General features: G+C 54.3%; 17 protein-coding genes, 2 tRNA genes and 1 pseudogene. 16 read left to right on the forward strand and 4 right to left on the reverse strand.

What is annotated here, in order from left to right; translation table 11 throughout:
* Positions 1-7: 7 nt before the first annotated feature.
* From tolA to nadA, 8 genes are all read left to right on the forward strand, one after another.
* Entirely contained in the window at positions 8-907 is a 900-nt protein-coding gene (tolA, locus tag CFI10_RS08520; protein ID WP_206841350.1) for a cell envelope integrity protein TolA, read from the forward strand.
* Positions 901-2,205 (forward strand): Tol-Pal system beta propeller repeat protein TolB, encoded by a 1,305-nt coding sequence (tolB, locus tag CFI10_RS08525; RefSeq protein ID WP_206841352.1) that lies wholly within the window; start codon positions 901-903, stop codon positions 2,203-2,205. Before tolA ends, tolB begins: the two co-directional genes overlap by 7 nt.
* A 69-nt stretch (positions 2,206-2,274) precedes the next feature.
* Positions 2,275-2,805 (forward strand): peptidoglycan-associated lipoprotein Pal, encoded by a 531-nt coding sequence (gene pal, locus CFI10_RS08530; RefSeq protein ID WP_091824473.1) that lies wholly within the window; start codon positions 2,275-2,277, stop codon positions 2,803-2,805.
* Positions 2,805-3,620, forward strand: coding sequence for a tol-pal system protein YbgF (gene ybgF, locus CFI10_RS08535; protein ID WP_206841354.1), 816 nt, complete (start codon positions 2,805-2,807; stop codon positions 3,618-3,620). The genes pal and ybgF overlap by 1 nt, the downstream gene beginning before the upstream one ends.
* Positions 3,621-3,634: 14 nt before the next feature.
* Entirely contained in the window at positions 3,635-4,315 is a 681-nt protein-coding gene (gene queC / locus CFI10_RS08540) for a 7-cyano-7-deazaguanine synthase QueC (RefSeq protein ID WP_206841356.1), read from the forward strand.
* 63 nt (positions 4,316-4,378) lie between these two features.
* A tRNA-Lys gene (locus CFI10_RS08545) sits at positions 4,379-4,454 on the forward strand.
* A gap of 37 nt (positions 4,455-4,491) precedes the next feature.
* Positions 4,492-4,567: transfer RNA gene (locus CFI10_RS08550), tRNA-Lys, on the forward strand.
* 167 nt (positions 4,568-4,734) lie between these two features.
* Positions 4,735-5,778 (forward strand): quinolinate synthase NadA, encoded by a 1,044-nt coding sequence (gene nadA / locus CFI10_RS08555; protein ID WP_139253888.1) that lies wholly within the window; start codon positions 4,735-4,737, stop codon positions 5,776-5,778.
* Positions 5,779-5,840: 62 nt separating this feature from the next.
* On the opposite strand, the gene CFI10_RS08560 is transcribed toward nadA, so the two are convergent.
* Positions 5,841-7,292 carry a M48 family metalloprotease gene (locus CFI10_RS08560; RefSeq protein WP_242530159.1) on the reverse strand — a complete coding sequence of 484 codons (1,452 nt, stop codon included), beginning with the start codon at positions 7,290-7,292 and terminating at the stop codon, positions 5,841-5,843.
* An 85-nt stretch (positions 7,293-7,377) separates the two neighbouring features.
* Between CFI10_RS08560 and CFI10_RS08565 the strand changes: the two genes are divergently transcribed.
* The gene (locus CFI10_RS08565; RefSeq protein ID WP_206841358.1) at positions 7,378-7,623 is read left to right on the forward strand and encodes a sulfurtransferase TusA family protein; all 246 of its coding nucleotides are present in this window, start codon (positions 7,378-7,380) and stop codon (positions 7,621-7,623) included.
* Positions 7,624-7,632: 9 nt separating this feature from the next.
* A complete protein-coding gene (locus CFI10_RS08570; protein ID WP_206841360.1) occupies positions 7,633-8,718 on the forward strand; it encodes an AI-2E family transporter in 1,086 nt (361 codons plus the stop codon).
* A gap of 6 nt (positions 8,719-8,724) precedes the next feature.
* On the opposite strand, the gene CFI10_RS08575 is transcribed toward CFI10_RS08570, so the two are convergent.
* Complete coding sequence (locus CFI10_RS08575; protein ID WP_206841364.1) at positions 8,725-9,192, reverse strand: peroxiredoxin; 468 nt, start codon at positions 9,190-9,192, stop codon at positions 8,725-8,727.
* Between the two features lie 180 nt (positions 9,193-9,372).
* On the opposite strand from CFI10_RS08575, the gene dapA reads away from it, so the two are divergent.
* Positions 9,373-10,248 (forward strand): 4-hydroxy-tetrahydrodipicolinate synthase, encoded by an 876-nt coding sequence (dapA, locus tag CFI10_RS08580; RefSeq protein ID WP_206841366.1) that lies wholly within the window; start codon positions 9,373-9,375, stop codon positions 10,246-10,248.
* An 11-nt stretch (positions 10,249-10,259) separates the two neighbouring features.
* Positions 10,260-11,657, forward strand: a complete 1,398-nt coding sequence (gene bamC, locus CFI10_RS08585; RefSeq protein WP_206841369.1) for an outer membrane protein assembly factor BamC — start codon at positions 10,260-10,262, stop codon at positions 11,655-11,657.
* A gap of 54 nt (positions 11,658-11,711) precedes the next feature.
* Here bamC and CFI10_RS08590 read toward each other — a convergent pair whose 3' ends face one another.
* Positions 11,712-12,302 (reverse strand): pseudouridine synthase, encoded by a 591-nt coding sequence (locus CFI10_RS08590; RefSeq protein WP_206842057.1) that lies wholly within the window; start codon positions 12,300-12,302, stop codon positions 11,712-11,714.
* Positions 12,303-12,328: 26 nt separating this feature from the next.
* Complete coding sequence (gene rlmD / locus CFI10_RS08595) at positions 12,329-13,681, reverse strand: 23S rRNA (uracil(1939)-C(5))-methyltransferase RlmD (protein WP_206841371.1); 1,353 nt, start codon at positions 13,679-13,681, stop codon at positions 12,329-12,331.
* A gap of 85 nt (positions 13,682-13,766) precedes the next feature.
* Here rlmD and CFI10_RS08600 point away from each other — a divergent pair, with 85 nt between their 5' ends.
* The 4 genes and pseudogenes from CFI10_RS08600 to CFI10_RS08615 form a co-directional block, all read left to right on the forward strand.
* Entirely contained in the window at positions 13,767-14,759 is a 993-nt protein-coding gene (locus CFI10_RS08600) for a glycosyl transferase family protein (RefSeq protein ID WP_206841373.1), read from the forward strand.
* 81 nt (positions 14,760-14,840) lie between these two features.
* Positions 14,841-15,434 (forward strand): Fe-S biogenesis protein NfuA, encoded by a 594-nt coding sequence (nfuA, locus tag CFI10_RS08605; protein ID WP_206841376.1) that lies wholly within the window; start codon positions 14,841-14,843, stop codon positions 15,432-15,434.
* A 191-nt stretch (positions 15,435-15,625) separates the two neighbouring features.
* Positions 15,626-18,052 (forward strand): endopeptidase La, encoded by a 2,427-nt coding sequence (gene lon, locus CFI10_RS08610; RefSeq protein ID WP_206841378.1) that lies wholly within the window; start codon positions 15,626-15,628, stop codon positions 18,050-18,052.
* A 130-nt stretch (positions 18,053-18,182) separates the two neighbouring features.
* Positions 18,183-18,461: pseudogene (locus CFI10_RS08615) on the forward strand (HU family DNA-binding protein); the annotation flags it as partial.
* Between the last annotated feature and the right edge of the window lie 8 nt (positions 18,462-18,469).

Genomic DNA, 18,469 nt, shown 5'->3' on the forward strand with positions numbered 1-18,469 from the left:
GGTGGAGATGCGAAGCTATATTTTGCCCTTTATGCTGGCTTTTGTTGTGCATGCGGCAGCATTTTCACTGATCAGCATGAACTGGGATCGGCCGGCTGAGCCGGTACGTTCAGCTCCCCGTCATATCCAGGCGGAGATGATAGACCTCAAGGCTCTGGCTCAGCAGCAGGCGGCACAGGAGCAGATTGCTCGCCAGCAGGCTGAGCAAAAGCGCAAGGCGGAAGAGGCCCGTCAGCGTCGCGAACGTGAGGCGGTTGAACAGCGCCAGCAAGAACTTGCACGCAAGCAGGCAGAAGCCGACGCACGTAAGCGTGCGGAGCAGCAGGCCGAACAGAAACGACAGCAAGAGCAGGCGCGACAAAAAGCGGAAGAACAAAAGCGTCAGGCTGAGCTGGCTGCTCGCAAGAAAGCGGAGGCAGAAGCGGCGAAACGCAAGGCGCAGGAACAGGCTAAGCGTGAAGCCGAAGAGGCCAAGCGCAAGGCCGAAGCAACTGCCAGAGCTGAAGCAGAGCGCCGCAAGCAGCAGCAACAGGCTGAGGCAGATCTGCAGCGTAAGCTGGCTGCCGAGCGCGCGGAAGCACAGGCTCGCGCTGAGCAGGCTTCTCAGGCAGTAATTGGAGATATACAGTCCTACATTCAGGCTGTATTGCAGGACAGCTGGCGTATTCCGTCAACCGCTCGCAACGGAATGGAAGCAGTAGTGGCGATACACTTTCTGCCAAGCGGTGAGGTGGATCAGGCCTATATTCATACCAGCAGTGGCAATGCACAGTTCGACAGCTCTGCGGTGCAGGCCGTGCTGAGAGCACACAGCTTTCCAAGGGTTGCGGATGTCGATCCACTGCTGTTTGAGCGTCGATTACGTAAACTTTTAGTCAAATTCAGGCCGGAGGGGCTGAGGTGGTAAGGATCAAGCAACTGTTTGCAGCGTTTACATTGCTGCTCGTCGCGCAGCTGGTGCAGGCTGAGCTCATGGTAGAGGTAACTCAGGGGGTTGAGGCGCCGACCTCCATTGCTGTTGTGCCGTTTGGGAATAATACTGGCTCAGCGCTGGCGGAAGATGTGGCACAAGTGGTCGGTCAAAATCTGGAGCGCAGTGGCTTCTTCAGTGCCATGCCGCGTGACAATATGCTGAGCTTTCCGACTCGCCGTGATGATGTGTACTTCAGAGATTGGCGCGTGTCCAAAATGGATTATGTGGTGATCGGGCGTATTGACTCAGTGGGTGATCAGCTCAGCTTGCGTTTTGAGTTGTACGATGTGCTGCGTGAGCAGCAGGTGCTGGCTGAACAGGTCAGTGCAACCGCCTCAAGCTTGCGGGATGCCGCCCACTATATGGCAGACAGGATTTTTGAGCAGCTTACAGGCCTTAAAGGCGCCTTTGCGACTAAGGTGGTGTACGTCACGGCGGAGCAGTTGGGTGATCAGAAGCAGCGTTATCGCCTGCAGCTGGCGGACTGGGATGGCGCTCGAGCGCAAACCATACTGGAGTCTGCCCAGCCAATCATGTCACCGGCATGGTCAATGGATGGCAGCAAGCTGGCATATGTGTCCTTTGAAACAGGGCGTCCTGCCATTTACGTACAATACCTTGCAACCGGCAAACGCGAGCGCATTCAGTCCTTCCCGGGTCTGAATGGTGCACCCGCCTGGTCGCCTGATGGCAACCGTTTGGCGCTGGTGTTGTCGCGTGATGGCAACCCGGAAATCTATCTTCTGGATCTGCGCAGTCGCCAGCTGCAGCGTCTGACTCAGCATTACGGTATTGATACCGAACCGGCATGGTCTCCAGATGGGCGCTCGTTGATTTTCACCTCTGATCGGGGCGGTCAGCCACAGATCTACCGCCTGGGGCTTGAGGATCGCAAGCTGGAAAGACTCACATTTGATGGTAACTACAATGCCAGGGGACGCCTGACTCAGGATGGGCGATTCCTGACCATGGTTCATCGCAGTAGTGGCGGTGGCAATGGCTTTAATATAGCGGTACAGGATTTGAAAACGGGGCGACTGGATATACTCACTCGCTCCGGCATGGCCGAATCACCCAGTATCGCGCCTAACGGCAGTGTGGTCATTTATGCCACACAGGAAGGAACGCGCGGAGTGCTGGCGGCCGCATCACTGGATGGTCGGGTTCAATTCAGAATGCCGGTTGACAGGGGTGATGTACGAGAACCTGCCTGGTCACCCTACTTGCAGTAGGTCGGCGCGGCAGCAAACTGCAACACAATGGCAATACACTCATTTAAACAGTCAAATCGAGGATTTATCATGCGGGTAGTCAATCTGAGCAAAGCGGTTGCCCTGACGGCAGCCATGGTGTGGGCTGCAGGCTGTAGCACCACCAGTACTTCTACTGACGCGGGTGGTGCGGCAGGTGATGGTACTTCTGCTTCTGGTGCCAATACTTATGGCACCTCAGGTAGTCGTGTCAGCGGTGCCATTGTGACAGCCGAAGATCTGCAGCAGCTGCGCACCGTGTTCTATTTCGACTTCGACCAGGCCGTAGTGCGTCAGGAAGGATTCTCTGATCTTGAAGCTCATGCCCGCTATCTGTCCCAGAACCCTTCGGCATCCGTACGCCTGGAAGGTCATGCTGATGAGCGCGGTACCCGTGAATACAACATGGCATTGGGTGAGCGTCGTGCGAAGGCCGTTGAGCGTCTGCTGGTTGTGAATGGTGCAGGCAATTCACAGGTAGAAAGCATCAGCTTTGGTGAAGAAAAACCGGCTGTTGTCGGTCACTCCGCTGACGCTTGGGGCAAAAACCGTCGTGTTGAACTGATTTACCAGAGCAAGTGATGAAAAGTGCCGCAACAGCCAAGGCTACCGTCCTGCTGGTGCTGGCGTCATCCTGGTCGTATGCGGCCCCGGTGCCGGTGATAGAAATCACCGAGACACCGGTGGTTCCACGTACAGGAGGAACGCAGCCATTACAGGTGCAGAGTGCGGCTGGCTATTCGGTCCAGAATGAACTGCTGTTCAGTCTGCAGCAACTTCAGGATGAAGTCAGGATGCTGCGCGGAGCGCTGGAAGAGCAGCAGCATAAGGTCGAACGGCTTGAGCAGCAGCAGCGTGAGCGTTACAGAGATATGGATCGTCGTATCAGCTTGCTGATGTCAGCGGTGCCGGATGACGCGCTGTTGGCAGCCCAAGGTAATCCAGAACAGCCTAAACAGACAGCGGGTCTGCCCAATGTGACTGATAATGCTGAATTGAATGCCTCTGTAGAAGGTGTTGCTGCTGGTGATGCGGCAGCCTACGACAAGGCCTACAGTCATGTGCGTCAGCGTGAGTTTGATCAGGCGGAAAAGTCGTTTGAGCTGTTTTTGAACGACTATCCGAACAGTTCGCTTGTGCCCAATGCCTGGTACTGGCTCGGCGAAGTAAAGCTGGCTCAGGGTAAGGTTGAAGCTGCAACGAGCGCCTTCAATCAGGTGGTTACGGGCTATCCGGGTCACGCCAAGGCTGCCGATGCGCTCTATAAGCTGGGTGTGTTGGCTGAGCGTGGTGGTGATGGTGCTGCGGCCAGAGCGTTGATGAAGCGGGTGCAGGATGAGTATCCGCAAACGTCTGCGGCTGGTCTGGCTCGAAGTTTCCTCTCCAATCAACAGTGACTGGCTCAATCGAAATGAAACAAAGTGAAAAACGTGCAGTTGTACTGCTTTCGGGTGGTCTTGATTCGGCAACTGCATTGGCGATGGCCATGGAACAGGGCTATAGCTGTCATGTGCTCAGCTTCGACTATGGTCAGCGTTCGGTGACCGAGTTGAATGCGGCACGCGCGATTGCAGCCCAGGCTGGTGTCAGTGAACACAGAGTGTTGCGATTGCATCTGGAGGATTTTGGCGGCTCGGCACTGACCGATACCAGTATCGATGTACCCGAAGATCAGGCTGAAGGCGTTCCGGTTACTTATGTGCCTGCACGCAACACGGTTTTTTTGTCTCTGGCGCTTGGGTGGGCAGAGGTGCTGGATGCCGATGCCATCTTTATCGGTGTAAATGCAGTCGACTATTCCGGCTACCCTGATTGTCGCCCGGAGTTTATAGAAGCGTTTGAGCGCATGGCCAACCTGGCGACGCGACGTGGCATCAATGGCGACCCCGTACATATCGAAACACCACTGATGCATCTCACCAAGGCGGACATTATCCGCCACGGCACTGCGTTGGGTATTGATTATGCGCTCACAGTTTCATGCTATCAGGCCGATATGGAAGGGCGTGCCTGTGGTCGGTGTGATAGCTGCCGTCTGCGTGCCAAGGGGTTTGAGGATGCAGGTGTTGTGGATCCGACCCGTTATGTTTGAATAAAATTCCGCTCAAGGGTTGCCTTTCACGCCTCGGCAGGTAAAATGCGCAGCCCATCGGGAGGGTCGTTAGCTCAGTTGGTAGAGCAGTTGGCTTTTAACCAATTGGTCATAGGTTCGAGTCCTATACGACCCACCATCCCTTCTTCACTGTATGCTTTTGGGCATCAGTCTTTGGGTCGTTAGCTCAGTTGGTAGAGCAGTTGGCTTTTAACCAATTGGTCATAGGTTCGAGTCCTATACGACCCACCATTTTATCCGGCCTTTTTCATTTGATACAGCTGATACTCAAGTCTGATGCTTTTGTGCCTGGTCGTTGTGTCAGTGCTTCACTTACTGCAGTGCAACTATGGTATAATCGGCGCCCCAAGATTTTGCCGTCCAAGGCATCCAACCAGCGTGATGATAAGAATCTGACTATGTTGAGCAAGCAGGACATCGACGATCGCATTCTGGTGCAGGAGCATTTTGCTCAGGAGCACCTGCCGCAGCAGATGGGATCTGCCGAGATTGAGCAGTACAAGAGCAGGATCCGTCAGCTCCTGAAAGAAAAGGATGCCTGTCTGGTAGCACATTATTATACCGATGACCTGATTCAGCAGCTTGCAGATGAAACCGGTGGCTGTGTTTCCGACTCTCTGGAGATGGCGCGCTTTGGCTCACGCCACCCGGCCTCAACTCTGATTGTGGCTGGTGTGCGTTTCATGGGTGAAACGGCCAAAATCCTGAACCCGGAAAAACGCATTTTGATGCCGACGCTTGAAGCAACCTGCTCTCTGGATATAGGCTGTCCTGCCGATGAGTTTTCGGCGTTCTGTGATCAGTATCCCGATCATGAAGTGGTCGTTTATGCCAACACCTCTGCAGCCGTTAAGGCGCGCGCTGACTGGGTGGTGACCTCGAGTATTGCGCTTAAGGTAGTGGAATATCTGGCCGATCAGGGCAAGAAAATCATTTGGGCGCCGGATAAGCATCTGGGTGAATACGTCCGTAAGGAAACCGGTGCCGAGATGATTCTTTGGGATGGCAGCTGCATTGTCCATGAAGAGTTCAAGGCAAAGGGGATTCTGGATCTGAAGCGGGTCTACCCGGATGCGGCGGTGCTGGTTCATCCCGAGTCACCGGACGCTGTGGTCCAGATTGCTGATGCCGTTGGCTCTACCAGTCAGTTGATCAAGGCGGCGCACGACCTGCCAAATGAAACTTTCATCGTTGCAACTGATCGAGGCATTTTCTACAAGATGCAACAGGCTGCTCCCGGCAAGCGCTTCCTTGAAGCTCCTACAGGTGGCTCAGGCGCAACCTGCCGCAGCTGTGCGCACTGCCCCTGGATGGCGATGAACGGACTGGATAATATCGTTGCCGCTCTGGAGCATGGTGTCGATGAAATCCACGTTGATGCGGAGCTCGCGCGCCGAGCGCTAAAGCCGCTGCAGCGGATGCTGGATTTTTCAGCCAGCTGATATCACGTTTCAGGAGGCGCTGCTTATCAAATGAGCAGCGCCTCCTGATCTCAAGTCTGCTTTTAAAACTGTTCCTTCATTTCCTGCCGCAGCGCTTTTGCTTCCTGCTCGCGTTGCTCCAATCTGGCCCTGTCTGAGTCGGTCAGATCCTTTTCCCGTGCGGCGTACTCAAGCTGTTTCAGTGCCAGATCAAACTGTGCCGTCAGCAGGAAATACTCTATTCGTGCTTCATGTACGGCAAGAATATTACCGGCAAGCCCTTCCGCTTCAGCCAGTTCAAACCAGATCAGCGTGTCGGTTGGGTAGTCACGAGTCAGTTGCTTGTAGATGCGTATGGCCTGCTGTAATTGGCCTGTCTCACGAAGTGCTCGTGCATGCAGGGTACGTACCGGGCGGCTGTCGGGGTAAAGTGCAATCAACTCCCTGGAAATCTCCAACGCACTGGCTGAATCGGCCGCTGCCAGAAAACGCTCAACTCGGCTCAACAGCAGCCATGGGTGTCGACGTGCAGAGGCGTCCAGTGTGTTCCAGGTTTTATCGGCAAGAGCAAAGTCGGCAGCCGCAATGGCGGCCAACATCAGACCATAACGATTATGCAGCTGGTCAGAATCTTGAGTTGCAGCGCGGAAAGTGGCAAGTGCCTTCTGCGGGGATTCGCTGTGATGAACCTGCATGCGGGCACGAATTAAATTGAAGTCGCTGTTGTCGGCATGTGACTGTACTTCCGGTAACTGGCTTGCACGGTTGAGCGAGTCGGCTATGCGTGACTCAGTCACGGGGTGTGTCAGCAAAAATTCGGGCGGACGCTGCCCATAGAAGCGATAGTTGCGCTGCAGGCGCGAAAACATCTGTGGCATGGTGTGTGGGTCGATGCCGGCCTCGACCAGCGTCTGCATGCCAACACGGTCCGCTTCCTGCTCATTGCGACGACTGAATGCCAACTGCCCCTGTGCATTGGCGCCCATGGTTGAAGACAGGACGGCCATGCCGCCTTGGGTATCGGCTGCCGCTACCAGAATACTGGCAAGCAGGCCTGCCAGCATCAGCGGGCGGTTGCGTCGCTCCTCCTCAAGCCTCTGAGCATAATGGCGCTGACTCAGGTGGGCCAACTCGTGTGCAATCACCGAAGCCAGTTCGCCTTCGGTTTCAGCAGCCAGCAGCAGTCCGCTGTGGATGCCAATGATGCCGCCGGGAACGGCAAAGGCGTTAAAGGTTGGGTTATCAAGCAAAAACAGTTCAAGCCGGCGATCCTGCACCTGACTTTTCGGTAGCAAGCGCCACAACAGGTCTTCAAGGTACTGATAGCTGATCGGGTCGTCCAGCAGTGGGGCCTGGGCACGAAGAATGCGCGCCCAGTTGCGGCCCAAGCGGTATTCGGCGTCCAGGCTGACGGTTGCGGAGCTGGCATCATTCAATACCGGCAAATCGGTACTGGCAGTGCCGGTAGCGGGCAGGAGGGCGGTGGAAAAGCAGGTTGCTGCCACCAATAGTGTTTGCATCAGTCTTCGCATCATTCTACCGCTGTCAGAATTATCTTGCCGGGTATTATGGTATATAGTGCTTGCCACCCAAGGCCAGTGATTTACGGGAGTTTTCTGCATGTCATCGCCGCCATTTGATCACGAACTGGATACCAGTGGCCTCAGTTGCCCCATGCCGCTGCTCAAGGCCAAGCTTGCCTTGCATCAGCTTGAGCCGGGGCAGGTTTTGAAAGTGATTGCCACTGATGCTGGTTCGCTGCGGGATTTTCCTGCCTATGCTCGGGTTTCTGACCATGAGTTACTGCAGACGTTCAGCGGTGAGCAGTGTTATATCTATTGGATCCGGCGTGGAGCCGGCACCTGAGGAGTATCAATGCGCAAGATTTTCAGTAAATGGATAGATCGATACTTTTCCGATGAAGAGGCCTTGTTCTTGTTCCTGCTTCTCGCAGGTGGGCTTCTTGTTATTTTGTTTCTGGGGCAGCCACTGGCCCCGGTGATTGCGAGTGTTATTCTGGCGTTTCTGATGCAAGGGGTGGTTGACTGGCTGCAACGGCGTGGAGTTGCTCACCTGCTCGCCGTCAGCGCGGTATTTGTGCTGTTTATCGGGTTTCTCAGTGCCTTTCTGGTTTTCGTGCTGCCGATCATCTGGCAGCAGATGGTTAATCTGTTCAATGAAGCCCCTCGTATGGTCAGCGAGGTGCAGAACCTGCTTCTGGTCTTGCCAGAACGCTATCCAGAACTGATTTCCGAAACCCAGGTCAGGGAAATTATTTCGGCTGCCGCCACTGAGTTGAGCCGGCTGGGCCAATGGGTACTGACCTTTTCGCTTAATTCGATCACCAGCATCATAACCCTTTTGATCTATCTGATTCTGGTGCCGATACTGGTATTTTTCTTTTTGAAGGATGGTCGAAAGTTGATTTCTGGCTGGACCGCTTTTCTGCCTGAAAAGCGTCAAATGATGACCAGTGTATGGCATGAGATGGATGTGCAGATTGCCAATTATGTGCGGGGCAAATCGATCGAGATATTGATTGTGGGTGGGGTGAGCTACATTACCTTTGCGCTGTTCGGCCTCAACTACGCGGCTCTTCTGGCCCTGCTGGTCGGCTTTTCGGTTGTGATTCCCTATATAGGGGCCACGCTGGCAACGCTGCCGGTATTTCTGATTGGCCTTTTCCAGTGGGGCTGGGGCAATGATTTGATGTATCTGATGATTGCCTATGCCGTCATTCAGGCGTTGGATGGCAATGTGTTGGTGCCGTTGCTTTTCTCGGAAGCGGTTAACCTGCATCCCGTCTCGATTATTGTGGCGGTGCTGATTTTTGGCAGCCTGTGGGGTTTTTGGGGCATTTTCTTTGCCATCCCGTTGGCCACGCTGGTCAAGGCGATTGTAAACGCCTGGCCAAGAGTGGCAGAAGAGTTGGATGCCCCTGCCGAAGAAGGCAGAGGCTGAGTCGGTTCAGAGTGCCTGCACAGCCTGCAGTACTTCTGCTGCATGCCCTTTGACCTTAACCTTGCGCCATTCCTGGCGCAGTATCCCTTCCTTGTCGATCAGAAAGGTGCTGCGTTCAACCCCCAGTGATTCACGGCCATACATTTTCTTCAACTTTATGACATCAAACAGCTGACACAGGGTTTCGTCCTTGTCGCTGATCAGCTCGAAGGGGAAGGACTGCTTAGCCTTGAAATTCTCGTGGCTTTTAATGCCATCACGGGATACGCCAAAGATTTCTGTATCCAGCGCCTGAAACGCTTCATACAGGTCACGAAAATCCTGACCTTCAGTGGTGCAACCCGGTGTACTGTCTTTTGGATAGAAATAGAGTACGACGTTTTTACCGCGCAGTGTGCTCAGTTTGACTTCGGTGTCACTGGTTGCGTTGGCGGTAAAATCGGGTACGGCTTGGTCGATAACCGGTGCTGTCATGTTGTTCTGTCCTCGAAAATGAAAAAGTCACCCTCACTACTACGCTAGCCGGGCATAATTCGTTTAGAATGATCGGTCTATTACGATAGCAAAAAAGTGCTGGCTGGTTGAGGCTGTTTGTCTGGACCGGTAGCATGAAGCGGCAACCTGAGAGTTCTCAAATTCAAGATGGAGACAGAGATGATTCGCGGCAGTATTGTAGCGCTCGTGACCCCTATGACAGCCAATGGTGATATCGACTGGCCAGCGCTGGACAAAATCGTGGATTTTCATCTCGACAAGGGTACCGATGCCATCGTGGCAGTCGGTACCACAGGCGAGTCTCCTACGCTGGACTACGATGAGCACCTGGATGTGATCCGTGCGATCATCAATCGGGTCGGAGGCCGTATTCCGGTCATCGCTGGCACTGGTGCCAACTCCACCCAGGAGGCGATTGAGTTGACCGAGCGAGCTGCTAAAGCGGGTGCTGACGCCTGCCTGCTGGTAACCCCTTACTATAACAAGCCAACCCAGGAAGGCCTGTACCAGCACTTCAAGGCGATAGCCGAGGCCGTTGATATTCCCCAGATCCTTTATAATGTTCCGGGCCGCACAGCCTGCGACATGCTGCCGGATACCGTGCTGCGGTTGAGCCAGATCGCTAATATCGTGGGTATAAAGGAAGCAACCGGTGATCTGGATCGCGCACGTGAATTGATCAATAAGGTGCCGACCGACTTTGCTGTCTACTCCGGTGACGATGCGACTGCAATCGAGCTGATCCTGATGGGTGGTCAGGGCAATATCTCCGTTACAGCCAACGTGGCGCCTACCGAAATGGCAGAGTTGTGTCGTTTCGGTCTGCAGGGTGATACGGAAGCGGCTCGTGAGCTGCAGGCGAAATTGATGCCGCTGCACAAGAATCTGTTCGTTGAGGCCAACCCGATTCCCGTCAAATGGGCCATGACTGAAATGAAACTGATCGACTCCGGTATCCGTCTGCCTTTGACAATTCTGTCTGAGCAGTACCACGAGCTGGTCCGCAATTCCCTGCGTGAATCCGGCATCATTTGACAGGAATCGTCATGCATAATTTCCGAACCATTTGTTTTCCGGCAGGCCTGATTGCGCTGTTAGCGCTCTCAGGCTGTGGCATGGTCAAGAACAACCCTGTTTATGGTGAAAACGGTGTGATCCGTGACCGCAGCCAGGATTACGAACTTGCCAGCGGCAATGAGCGTTTGCAGTTGCCGCCTCACCTGCGTGCCAAACAGATGCAGGAACAGCTGGTAGTGCCTGACGTGGGTGTAACCGCAACTCGCAGTGACAGCGACTTCAGGGTGCCTCGCCCGGAATTCTTTTACGCGGAATCCGGCAGCGACACGGTCAACTTTCGACGTGAAGACGGTGAGAAGTTGATTGTTGTGGATGAGCCGATTGCGGATGTCTGGCTAAAGGCGCAGGACTTCTGGGCGTTCAACAACATTGACATCAGTCGTGCCGATCCTCGCCAGGGGGTAATGGAAACCGACTGGATTCGTTTGGATGGTCGTGAGTACAGTTTTGTTGACCGTTGGGTCAAGCGGCTAACGTTGCAGACTGTTGAAGGCCCAACCCAAAACAAGCTGCGCATGAGTCTGCGTCCCGATCCGGATGATTACGGCCGTACGGCTGTACGGCTGAAGCATGTACAATATCCGGATGGAGCCGATGTAGCCAATATCAACTGGGAACAACAGGCACGTGATGTAGAGTACAAGTCGGACATGATGTTCGAGCTGCTGCGTTACCTGAGCAAGTCTACCGGACAGCAGACAGCCAACACCTACACGGCAATGCAACAGCAACGTGCGCAGCGACCTCTGCTTGGGCGTGACTCCCGTGGCAACCCTGTCTTGCGGATCAACTCAGACATTGACCAAGCATGGCAGCAAGTCAGTGATGCCCTGGATGAGGCAGAAGTGGATGTGGGTACTCGTGATCAGTCTGCTGGCCTGTTCTATCTTACCTACACTACAACTACGCCTTTTGATGACACCGAGAAGATGGGCTTTTTCGAATGGCTGCACTCCGATCGAGGCGATATCAAGCTGGATACCAGCATGATCAGTGCGGCCCTGGGTGGCAGTGAGGAAGGTGAGGACGGTATCAGTTACAGTTCGACGGGTGCGAGCCCCAGCAGTGATACTGAAGACGAAGCACCTATGGACAATGACCTCTCCGATCCGAACAACCCCGCTAACCAGCAAGGTTATAAAATCTGGTTTGCCGGTAAGGTTGTCTATGTGTTCGGTAACGGTGACAGTGGAAACTATAATGCTGAAACCGGCAACTACGAGCATACCGGACGTTACCAGTTGCGACTCAACCGTACCCGGACCGGTGTATTCTTGTCGGTACTGAACGACCAGGGTCTGGAAGCTGCTCCGGTTGTGGCTGAAGAGATTCTCTGGACAGTGAAGGATCAGCTGCCACAGAACTGAGTCAGGTATGACTGCGGAAACAAAAATGGAGGCTTGTGCCTCCATTTTTTTTAATCAGAATGGGCAGTCAGAGTCGAATTCGAGCCAGTTCCCGCTTGCGGGATGGTTCAAGGCCAGATGCTCGGCATGCAGTAGCAGGCGAGGTGAGAGCATAACAATCTCATCAGGCGCATAAAATTCATCACCTAGGATAGGGTGACCCAAAGCCAGCATATGTACCCGCAGTTGGTGCGAACGACCGGTATGTGGGAACAGCAGTACCCGGCTACGATCACCGCAGCGTTCAATACACCGCCAGAGAGTGAGGGCGGCCTTGCCTTCAATCATGTCGACCATCTGCTTCGGGCGTCGCTCCCAGTCACAGCGCAGAGGCAGTTCAACCGTGCCTTCATTTTGCACGGGCTCGCCTGCGATTATCGCCTGATAACGCTTCTTCGGTATGCGTTCCTGAAACTGGATGCTCAGCGCTCTGTGGCTGTCTGCCGTCAGGGCCAGTACCATCAGGCCTGATGTGGCCTGGTCCAGGCGGTGTACGATGCGCGCAGTCGGATGTTTCTGTTGTACACGATGCCAAACGCAGTCTTGCTTGTCGGGACCACGGCCCGGCACGGAAAGAAGCCCTGTCGGCTTGCTCACAACCACCATCTGTTGATCCTGATAGAGGTATTCGATCACGGTGTACGCTCAAGCAGCAGCATGGATTCGACATGAGAGGTTTGGGGGAATATATCCATAATTCCAAACCGGGTGACACGGTATCCTGCCTGCAACAGCAGGGGCAGGTCCGCGACCAGTGCCGATGGGTTGCAGGAGATATAGAGCACTTTGCGGGCACCATAGCCAGCCAGCTGCTGCACCGCCTCACGCGCTCCTGTGCGAGGTGGATCGAGCAGGATCAGGTCAAAGCCGCTGCGGTACCAAGGGGCGTGGACAAAACTTTCACTCAGGTTGGCGCGATAGAATTGAGCGTTATCGAGTCCGGCGCTGGCGGCATTACGCTGAGCCTGAGCAACCATGTCGGAAGATCCTTCAATACCAACCACCTGGGCGGCTTTCTGTGCCAGAGGCAGGGTGAAGTTGCCGAGCCCGCAGAACAGGTCCAATACCCGCTCTTCGGGGCCGGGATCCATCCAGTCAACAGCCTGCCGGACCATCAGCCGGTTCAGGTCGGCATTAACCTGAATGAAGTCGCTGCTGCCAAACGCAAGCTCAAGCTCGAACTCCGGCAAACTGTAATGGCAGGGGGCTGGGTCAGCTGGAATCGTGGCATCATTGAGCGCGACGATAAGCTGCAGTTGCAATGCATCAGCAATAGCCTGCAGGCGCTGCATCAATTCTGTCGAAGGTGAGCGAGTGGCACGAAAGCGAATAAATCCGCTTCGATCACCATGGCTGAGATCAATATGAGTCAGCTGACGAACATCCGTGGCGTCTGATAGATGTTGTCGCACCACATCAAACACGGGTTGCAGGCGAGGCTCAAGTATCGGGCACTGGTCGATATTCAGCAGCTTGTTGCTGCCGCGGCGGCGAAACCCAACCAAAAGTTCACCATCACGCTGGCGCTGGTTCAGGCCGATGCGAGCCGCACGGCGATAGCCAAGCGGAGCAGCTGTAAGGGCCGGGAACAGCTGCTCTGGCTGTATATCTACACCGGCATAACGTTTGAGCTGGTCCAGTACCTGCTGCTGTTTGTGAAGTCGTTGCGCAACAATATCAAGATGCTGCAGATCACAACCACCACACTGATCGAAATGGGCGCAGGCGGGCTCACGGCGATCAAGGCTCGAGTGTGTAACCTGGAGCAGTTCTGCCTCGTCGTAGCGTTTGTGTATTTGTGTCAGACGAACCTGGACCTGCTCTCCAGGCAGTGCGCCTGCTATGAAAGTGGTTTTGCCGTTGTGGTTGGCAATGCCACGACCTTCATGGCTCAATCGATCCACCGTCAGCTCAAGTGGCGTATCACTCACGACGGCTTTTTTACTGAGCCGGGGAGCGCCAAACTGAATTCGTTTCCGACTCATGTCATAATTTCCGCTTTGTAAGGCAGACATTCTAGCAACTGCAGGCAGTAGCTGGAATGCACAGGCTCATTGGAGTAGAGGGCTCATGCAACAGGAACATCCATTTGCAGTCTATGTGCGCATACTCGGCAAGGGTAAAAAAGGAAGCCGTTCGTTAACCATGGAGGAAGCCCGGGATGCAATGGGCATGATCCTGGATGGGCATGTCAGGCCGGAGCAGTTGGGTGCCTTTCTCATGCTGATCCGGATGAAAGAAGAAACCCCTGAAGAGTTGCAGGGGTTCGCCCAAGCTGTACGACTGCGCCTGAACCGGCCTCAGTCGCTGGTAGCTGATCTTGATTGGCCCACATATGCCGGCAAGAAACGCAGGCTGCCATGGTTTTTTTTGGCGGCCTTGGTGTTGGCCGGGCAGGGGGTGAGTGTATTCATGCACGGCGCAAGGGGGCATACGCCCGGGCGTATTTACACTGAAGATCTGCTGAGCATGTTCGGTATGAAAGCTGCCGAAAGCTGGCCTGAGGTACATGCATCACTGGAGCGGAGCAGGCTGGCCTTTTACTCTATCGATCAAATGGTGCCTGTACTGGGTGAGTTGATTCAGCTGCGACCGATACTGGGGCTTCGTTCCCCGGTCCACACGTTGTGTAGGCTGCTTAACCCGCTGGATACCTCCTGCAGTGTTGATGGGGTTTTTCATCCGCCCTATGCGCCAATGCACCAGCAAACGGCACAGCTGCTGGGCACCCTTCACAGCCTGACTATCCGTGGTGATGGTGGTGAGGCCGAGGTGAAGCCTGATTCGGATACCGAGCTTCACTGGGTTACGGCCGGCGAGTTGCACCAGGAAACATGGCCCCGTATCGAGCAGCAGCGGCTGGTTCGTGACGAGCAGCTCGATCCTGAAGATCTGTTGCGGCTTTGGCGTGGTGAAATCAGTCATGCCTATGGTGAAGGGGCCGTTATCAGCACCTTGGCTGTGATCCTGCGGTTGCTGTCACAGGGCGTGATGCAATCGCAGGCGCACTGGCTTGAAATGGCACGTTCAGCTTGGCAGCAGCGTGACCGTTCGGCTTATTGATTAATATCCGATCAATTTACTCGGGTTTAATTTGAGTGTATCCTCAATGTATTCGAAACATCAGATCCACAAGGTTTAGCCATGACTATTACGGTAACTGAATCTGCCGAGCGTTATCTGGCAGAGCTGCTCGAAAAGCAGAATGTTGAAGGTATTGCGGTACGTCTTTTCGTGACCCAGCCGGGTACTGCCTATGCAGAAACCTGCCTGGCCTACTGCCGTCCGGATGAGGTCAATCCGGAAGATGAAATCATCGACTATGAACTGCTGCGCTTTTACCTGGAGCGTAACAGTCTGCCGTATCTGGAAGAAGCCTACATTGACTTCGCCACCGATCGCATGGGTGGTCAGCTGACTATTAAGGCGCCTAACGCCAAGGTGCCCAAGGTGTCGCCCGACAGTCCAATGAATGAGCAGATCAATTATATTCTGTATTCGGAGATCAACCCCGGACTCGCGTCTCACGGTGGCGAAGTCAAACTGGAAGACTTGATCGAAGAGGAGGGCGGTACCATTGCCGTACTGCGTTTTGGCGGTGGCTGCCAAGGCTGCAGTGCCGTTGACATGACCCTCAAGGATGGGGTTGAGAAGACACTGATAGAGCGGGTTCCGGGGCTTATCGGTGTGCGTGATGCCACTGACCATACTGTGCGTGAAAACGCCTATTTCAAGTAATATCTCCTCTGCAGGCGGTCATATCCGACCGCCTCGCCCTTGGTTGAATCGCTGTCTTCTGTGCAGTTGCGAAAAAAACCACCGCTCCGGTTGTAATTGCTGGAACGAGCCCCATTGAAAGACTAACCTGACACTTATCCGAAGATGCGCCGGCCCTAATGCACAGGCGCCCTGTAAAGAGGCACTCCATCATGGATCAATTTGAAGCAAAAGATGACGCTGTGACCGTCGAGCTTCCGGTACTGCCACTGCGTGATGTGGTGGTTTATCCCAACATGGTGATCCCGCTGTTTGTCGGGCGTGAAAAATCCATCCATGCCCTTGAACTGGCAATGGCCAGTGATAAGCAGATTCTGTTGGTGGCCCAGAAGAGTGCGTCTGAGGACGAACCGGATTCTGAAGCTCTGTTCTCTGTCGGCTGCGTTGCGAACGTACTTCAGATGCTGAAATTGCCTGATGGCACCGTGAAGGTGTTGGTTGAAGGTGATTACCGTGCGCAGATCAGAGCCCTGTCTGAGTCTGAAAAATGCTTCCACGCACAGGTGACGGTGTTGCCGGTAGAAGATGTAAGTGCGGCGGAGGCTGAGGTCTACAAAAAAACGGCTCTTGATCAGTTTGAGCGCTTTGTACAGGTCAACAAGAAAATCCCGTCCGAGGTGCTCAGCTCGCTTCAGAATATTGACGACATTGGCCGTCTGGCCGACACCATCGCTGCACATATGGCCCTCAAGCTGGATGAGAAGCAGGCCATTCTGGAAATTCTGGGTACACGTCAACGTCTTGAACATCTGATGTCACTGATGGAAGCGGAAATCGACCTGGTTGAGGTCGAAAAGCGCATCCGGGGCCGTGTAAAAAAACAGATGGAGAAGAGTCAGCGCGAGTATTACCTCAATGAGCAGATGAAGGCGATCCAGAAGGAACTGGGTGATATGGATGAGACCGGCTCTACCGATATGGAAGAGCTTAAGAACCGTATCGAAAGCGCCGGCATGCCTCAGGAAGCACTGGACAAAACGCTCAACGAATACAACAAGCTGAAGATGATGTCGCCCATGAGTGCTGAAGCAACGGTGGTGCGTGGCTACATTGACTGGATCCTGCAAATCCCATGGGTCAAGCGCTCTCGTGTGCGCCTGGACATGAAACATGCCGAGAAGATCCTCAATGAGGATCATCACGGTCTTGAAGAAGTCAAGGATCGCATTCTCGAGTATCTCGCCGTACAGAAGCGAGTGAAGAAGCTTAAGGGGCCGATTCTGTGTCTGGTTGGGCCTCCGGGTGTCGGCAAGACCTCTTTGGGCCGCTCCATAGCACGTGCGACAAACCGCAAGTATGTACGTATGGCGCTGGGTGGTGTGCGTGATGAAGCCGAGATCCGTGGTCATCGTCGTACCTACATCGGCTCCATGCCGGGTAAACTGATTCAGAAGATGTCACGCATCGGTGTCAAGAACCCGCTGTTCCTGCTGGATGAGATCGACAAGATGGGCATGGACCATCGTGGTGATCCTTCATCGGCATTGCTGGAGGTGCTAGATCCCGAACAGAACAGCAGTTTCAACGATCATTACCTCGAAGTGGATTACGATCTGTCTGACGTGATGTTCGTGTGCACATCGAACTCGATGAACATCCCGGGGCCTTTGCTGGACCGTATGGAGATCATTCGGATTCCGGGGTATACCGAGGACGAAAAACTTAATATTGCGCGCAAGTACTTGTTGCCGAAACAGCTTAAAAACAACGGAATCAAGGCCAAAGAGCTGGAGATCACCGACGATGCCGTACTGGGTCTGATTCGATATTACACCCGTGAGGCAGGCGTACGTGGCCTTGAACGCGAGATCGCCAAGATTGCACGCAAGGTTGTGCGTGAGCTTGCCCTTGAGCGCAAGGGTGATGTGGTCAAGGTTACGGCTGAAGAGCTGGAGCAGTATAACGGCGTCAAGAAATACAAGTTTGGCATGGCTGAAGAGCAGGATCAGGTCGGGCAGGTAACGGGTCTGGCCTGGACTTCAGTTGGGGGCGATATTCTCACCATTGAGTCAGCTGTCGTGCCCGGCAAGGGGCGTCAGATCCACACCGGATCGTTGGGTGATGTAATGAAAGAATCGATCCAGGCAGCCATGACCGTGGTGCGCAACCGGGCTCGATCACTGGGAATTAAGGCTGACTTCCACGAGAAAAACGATATTCATATCCATGTTCCTGAAGGTGCAACCCCGAAAGATGGCCCCAGTGCCGGCATTGGTATGTGTACGGCGATGGTGTCTGCCTTGACCGGAATTCCGGTGCGCTCAGAGGTCGCCATGACGGGCGAAATTACCCTGCGTGGACAGGTTCTGGCCATTGGTGGGCTGAAGGAAAAGCTGCTTGCAGCGCACCGTGGCGGGATTCGTACGGTGATCATTCCGGAGGAAAATACCCGCGATTTGAAGGAAATACCTGACAATATCAAGGCAGATCTCGATATTCGGCCAGTGAAGTGGATTGATGAAGTGCTGGATGTTGCCTTGGCATACCACCCGACACCTTTGCCGGAAGAGGTTGAAGAACCTGCTGCTGCCGAGGCCAAAAAAGGACATGCTGAGCCGGGTCAACTGAGTACACATTAACTGGAGGCCGCGGCAGAAAAGGGCTGCGGCCAGTTGACACCGGTTTCAGGCAGTTGGTATAAAGTTGCAGACTATGCGCTGGGCAACGACAACAACGGATAGAACACGATAACGATTCGATAAGGGGAACAATGTGAACAAGTCTGAACTGATTGACGCTATTGCTGCATCTGCTGATATTCCGAAAGCAGCTGCAGGCCGTGCACTGGATGCCACCCTGGATGCGGTCACTGAAGCTCTGCAGCGCGGTGAATCCGTTGCTCTGGTAGGTTTTGGTACTTTCTCCACCAAAGAGCGTGCCGCACGTACCGGCCGCAACCCGCAGACTGGCAACCCGATTGAAATTGCTGCTGCAACCCTGCCGACTTTCAAGCCGGGCAAAGCGCTGAAAGACGCGGTCAACAAGTAAACGGGATC

It is taken from the genome of Marinobacterium iners, assembly GCF_017310015.1.
Taxonomy (GTDB): Bacteria; Pseudomonadota; Gammaproteobacteria; order Pseudomonadales; family Balneatricaceae; genus Marinobacterium; species Marinobacterium iners.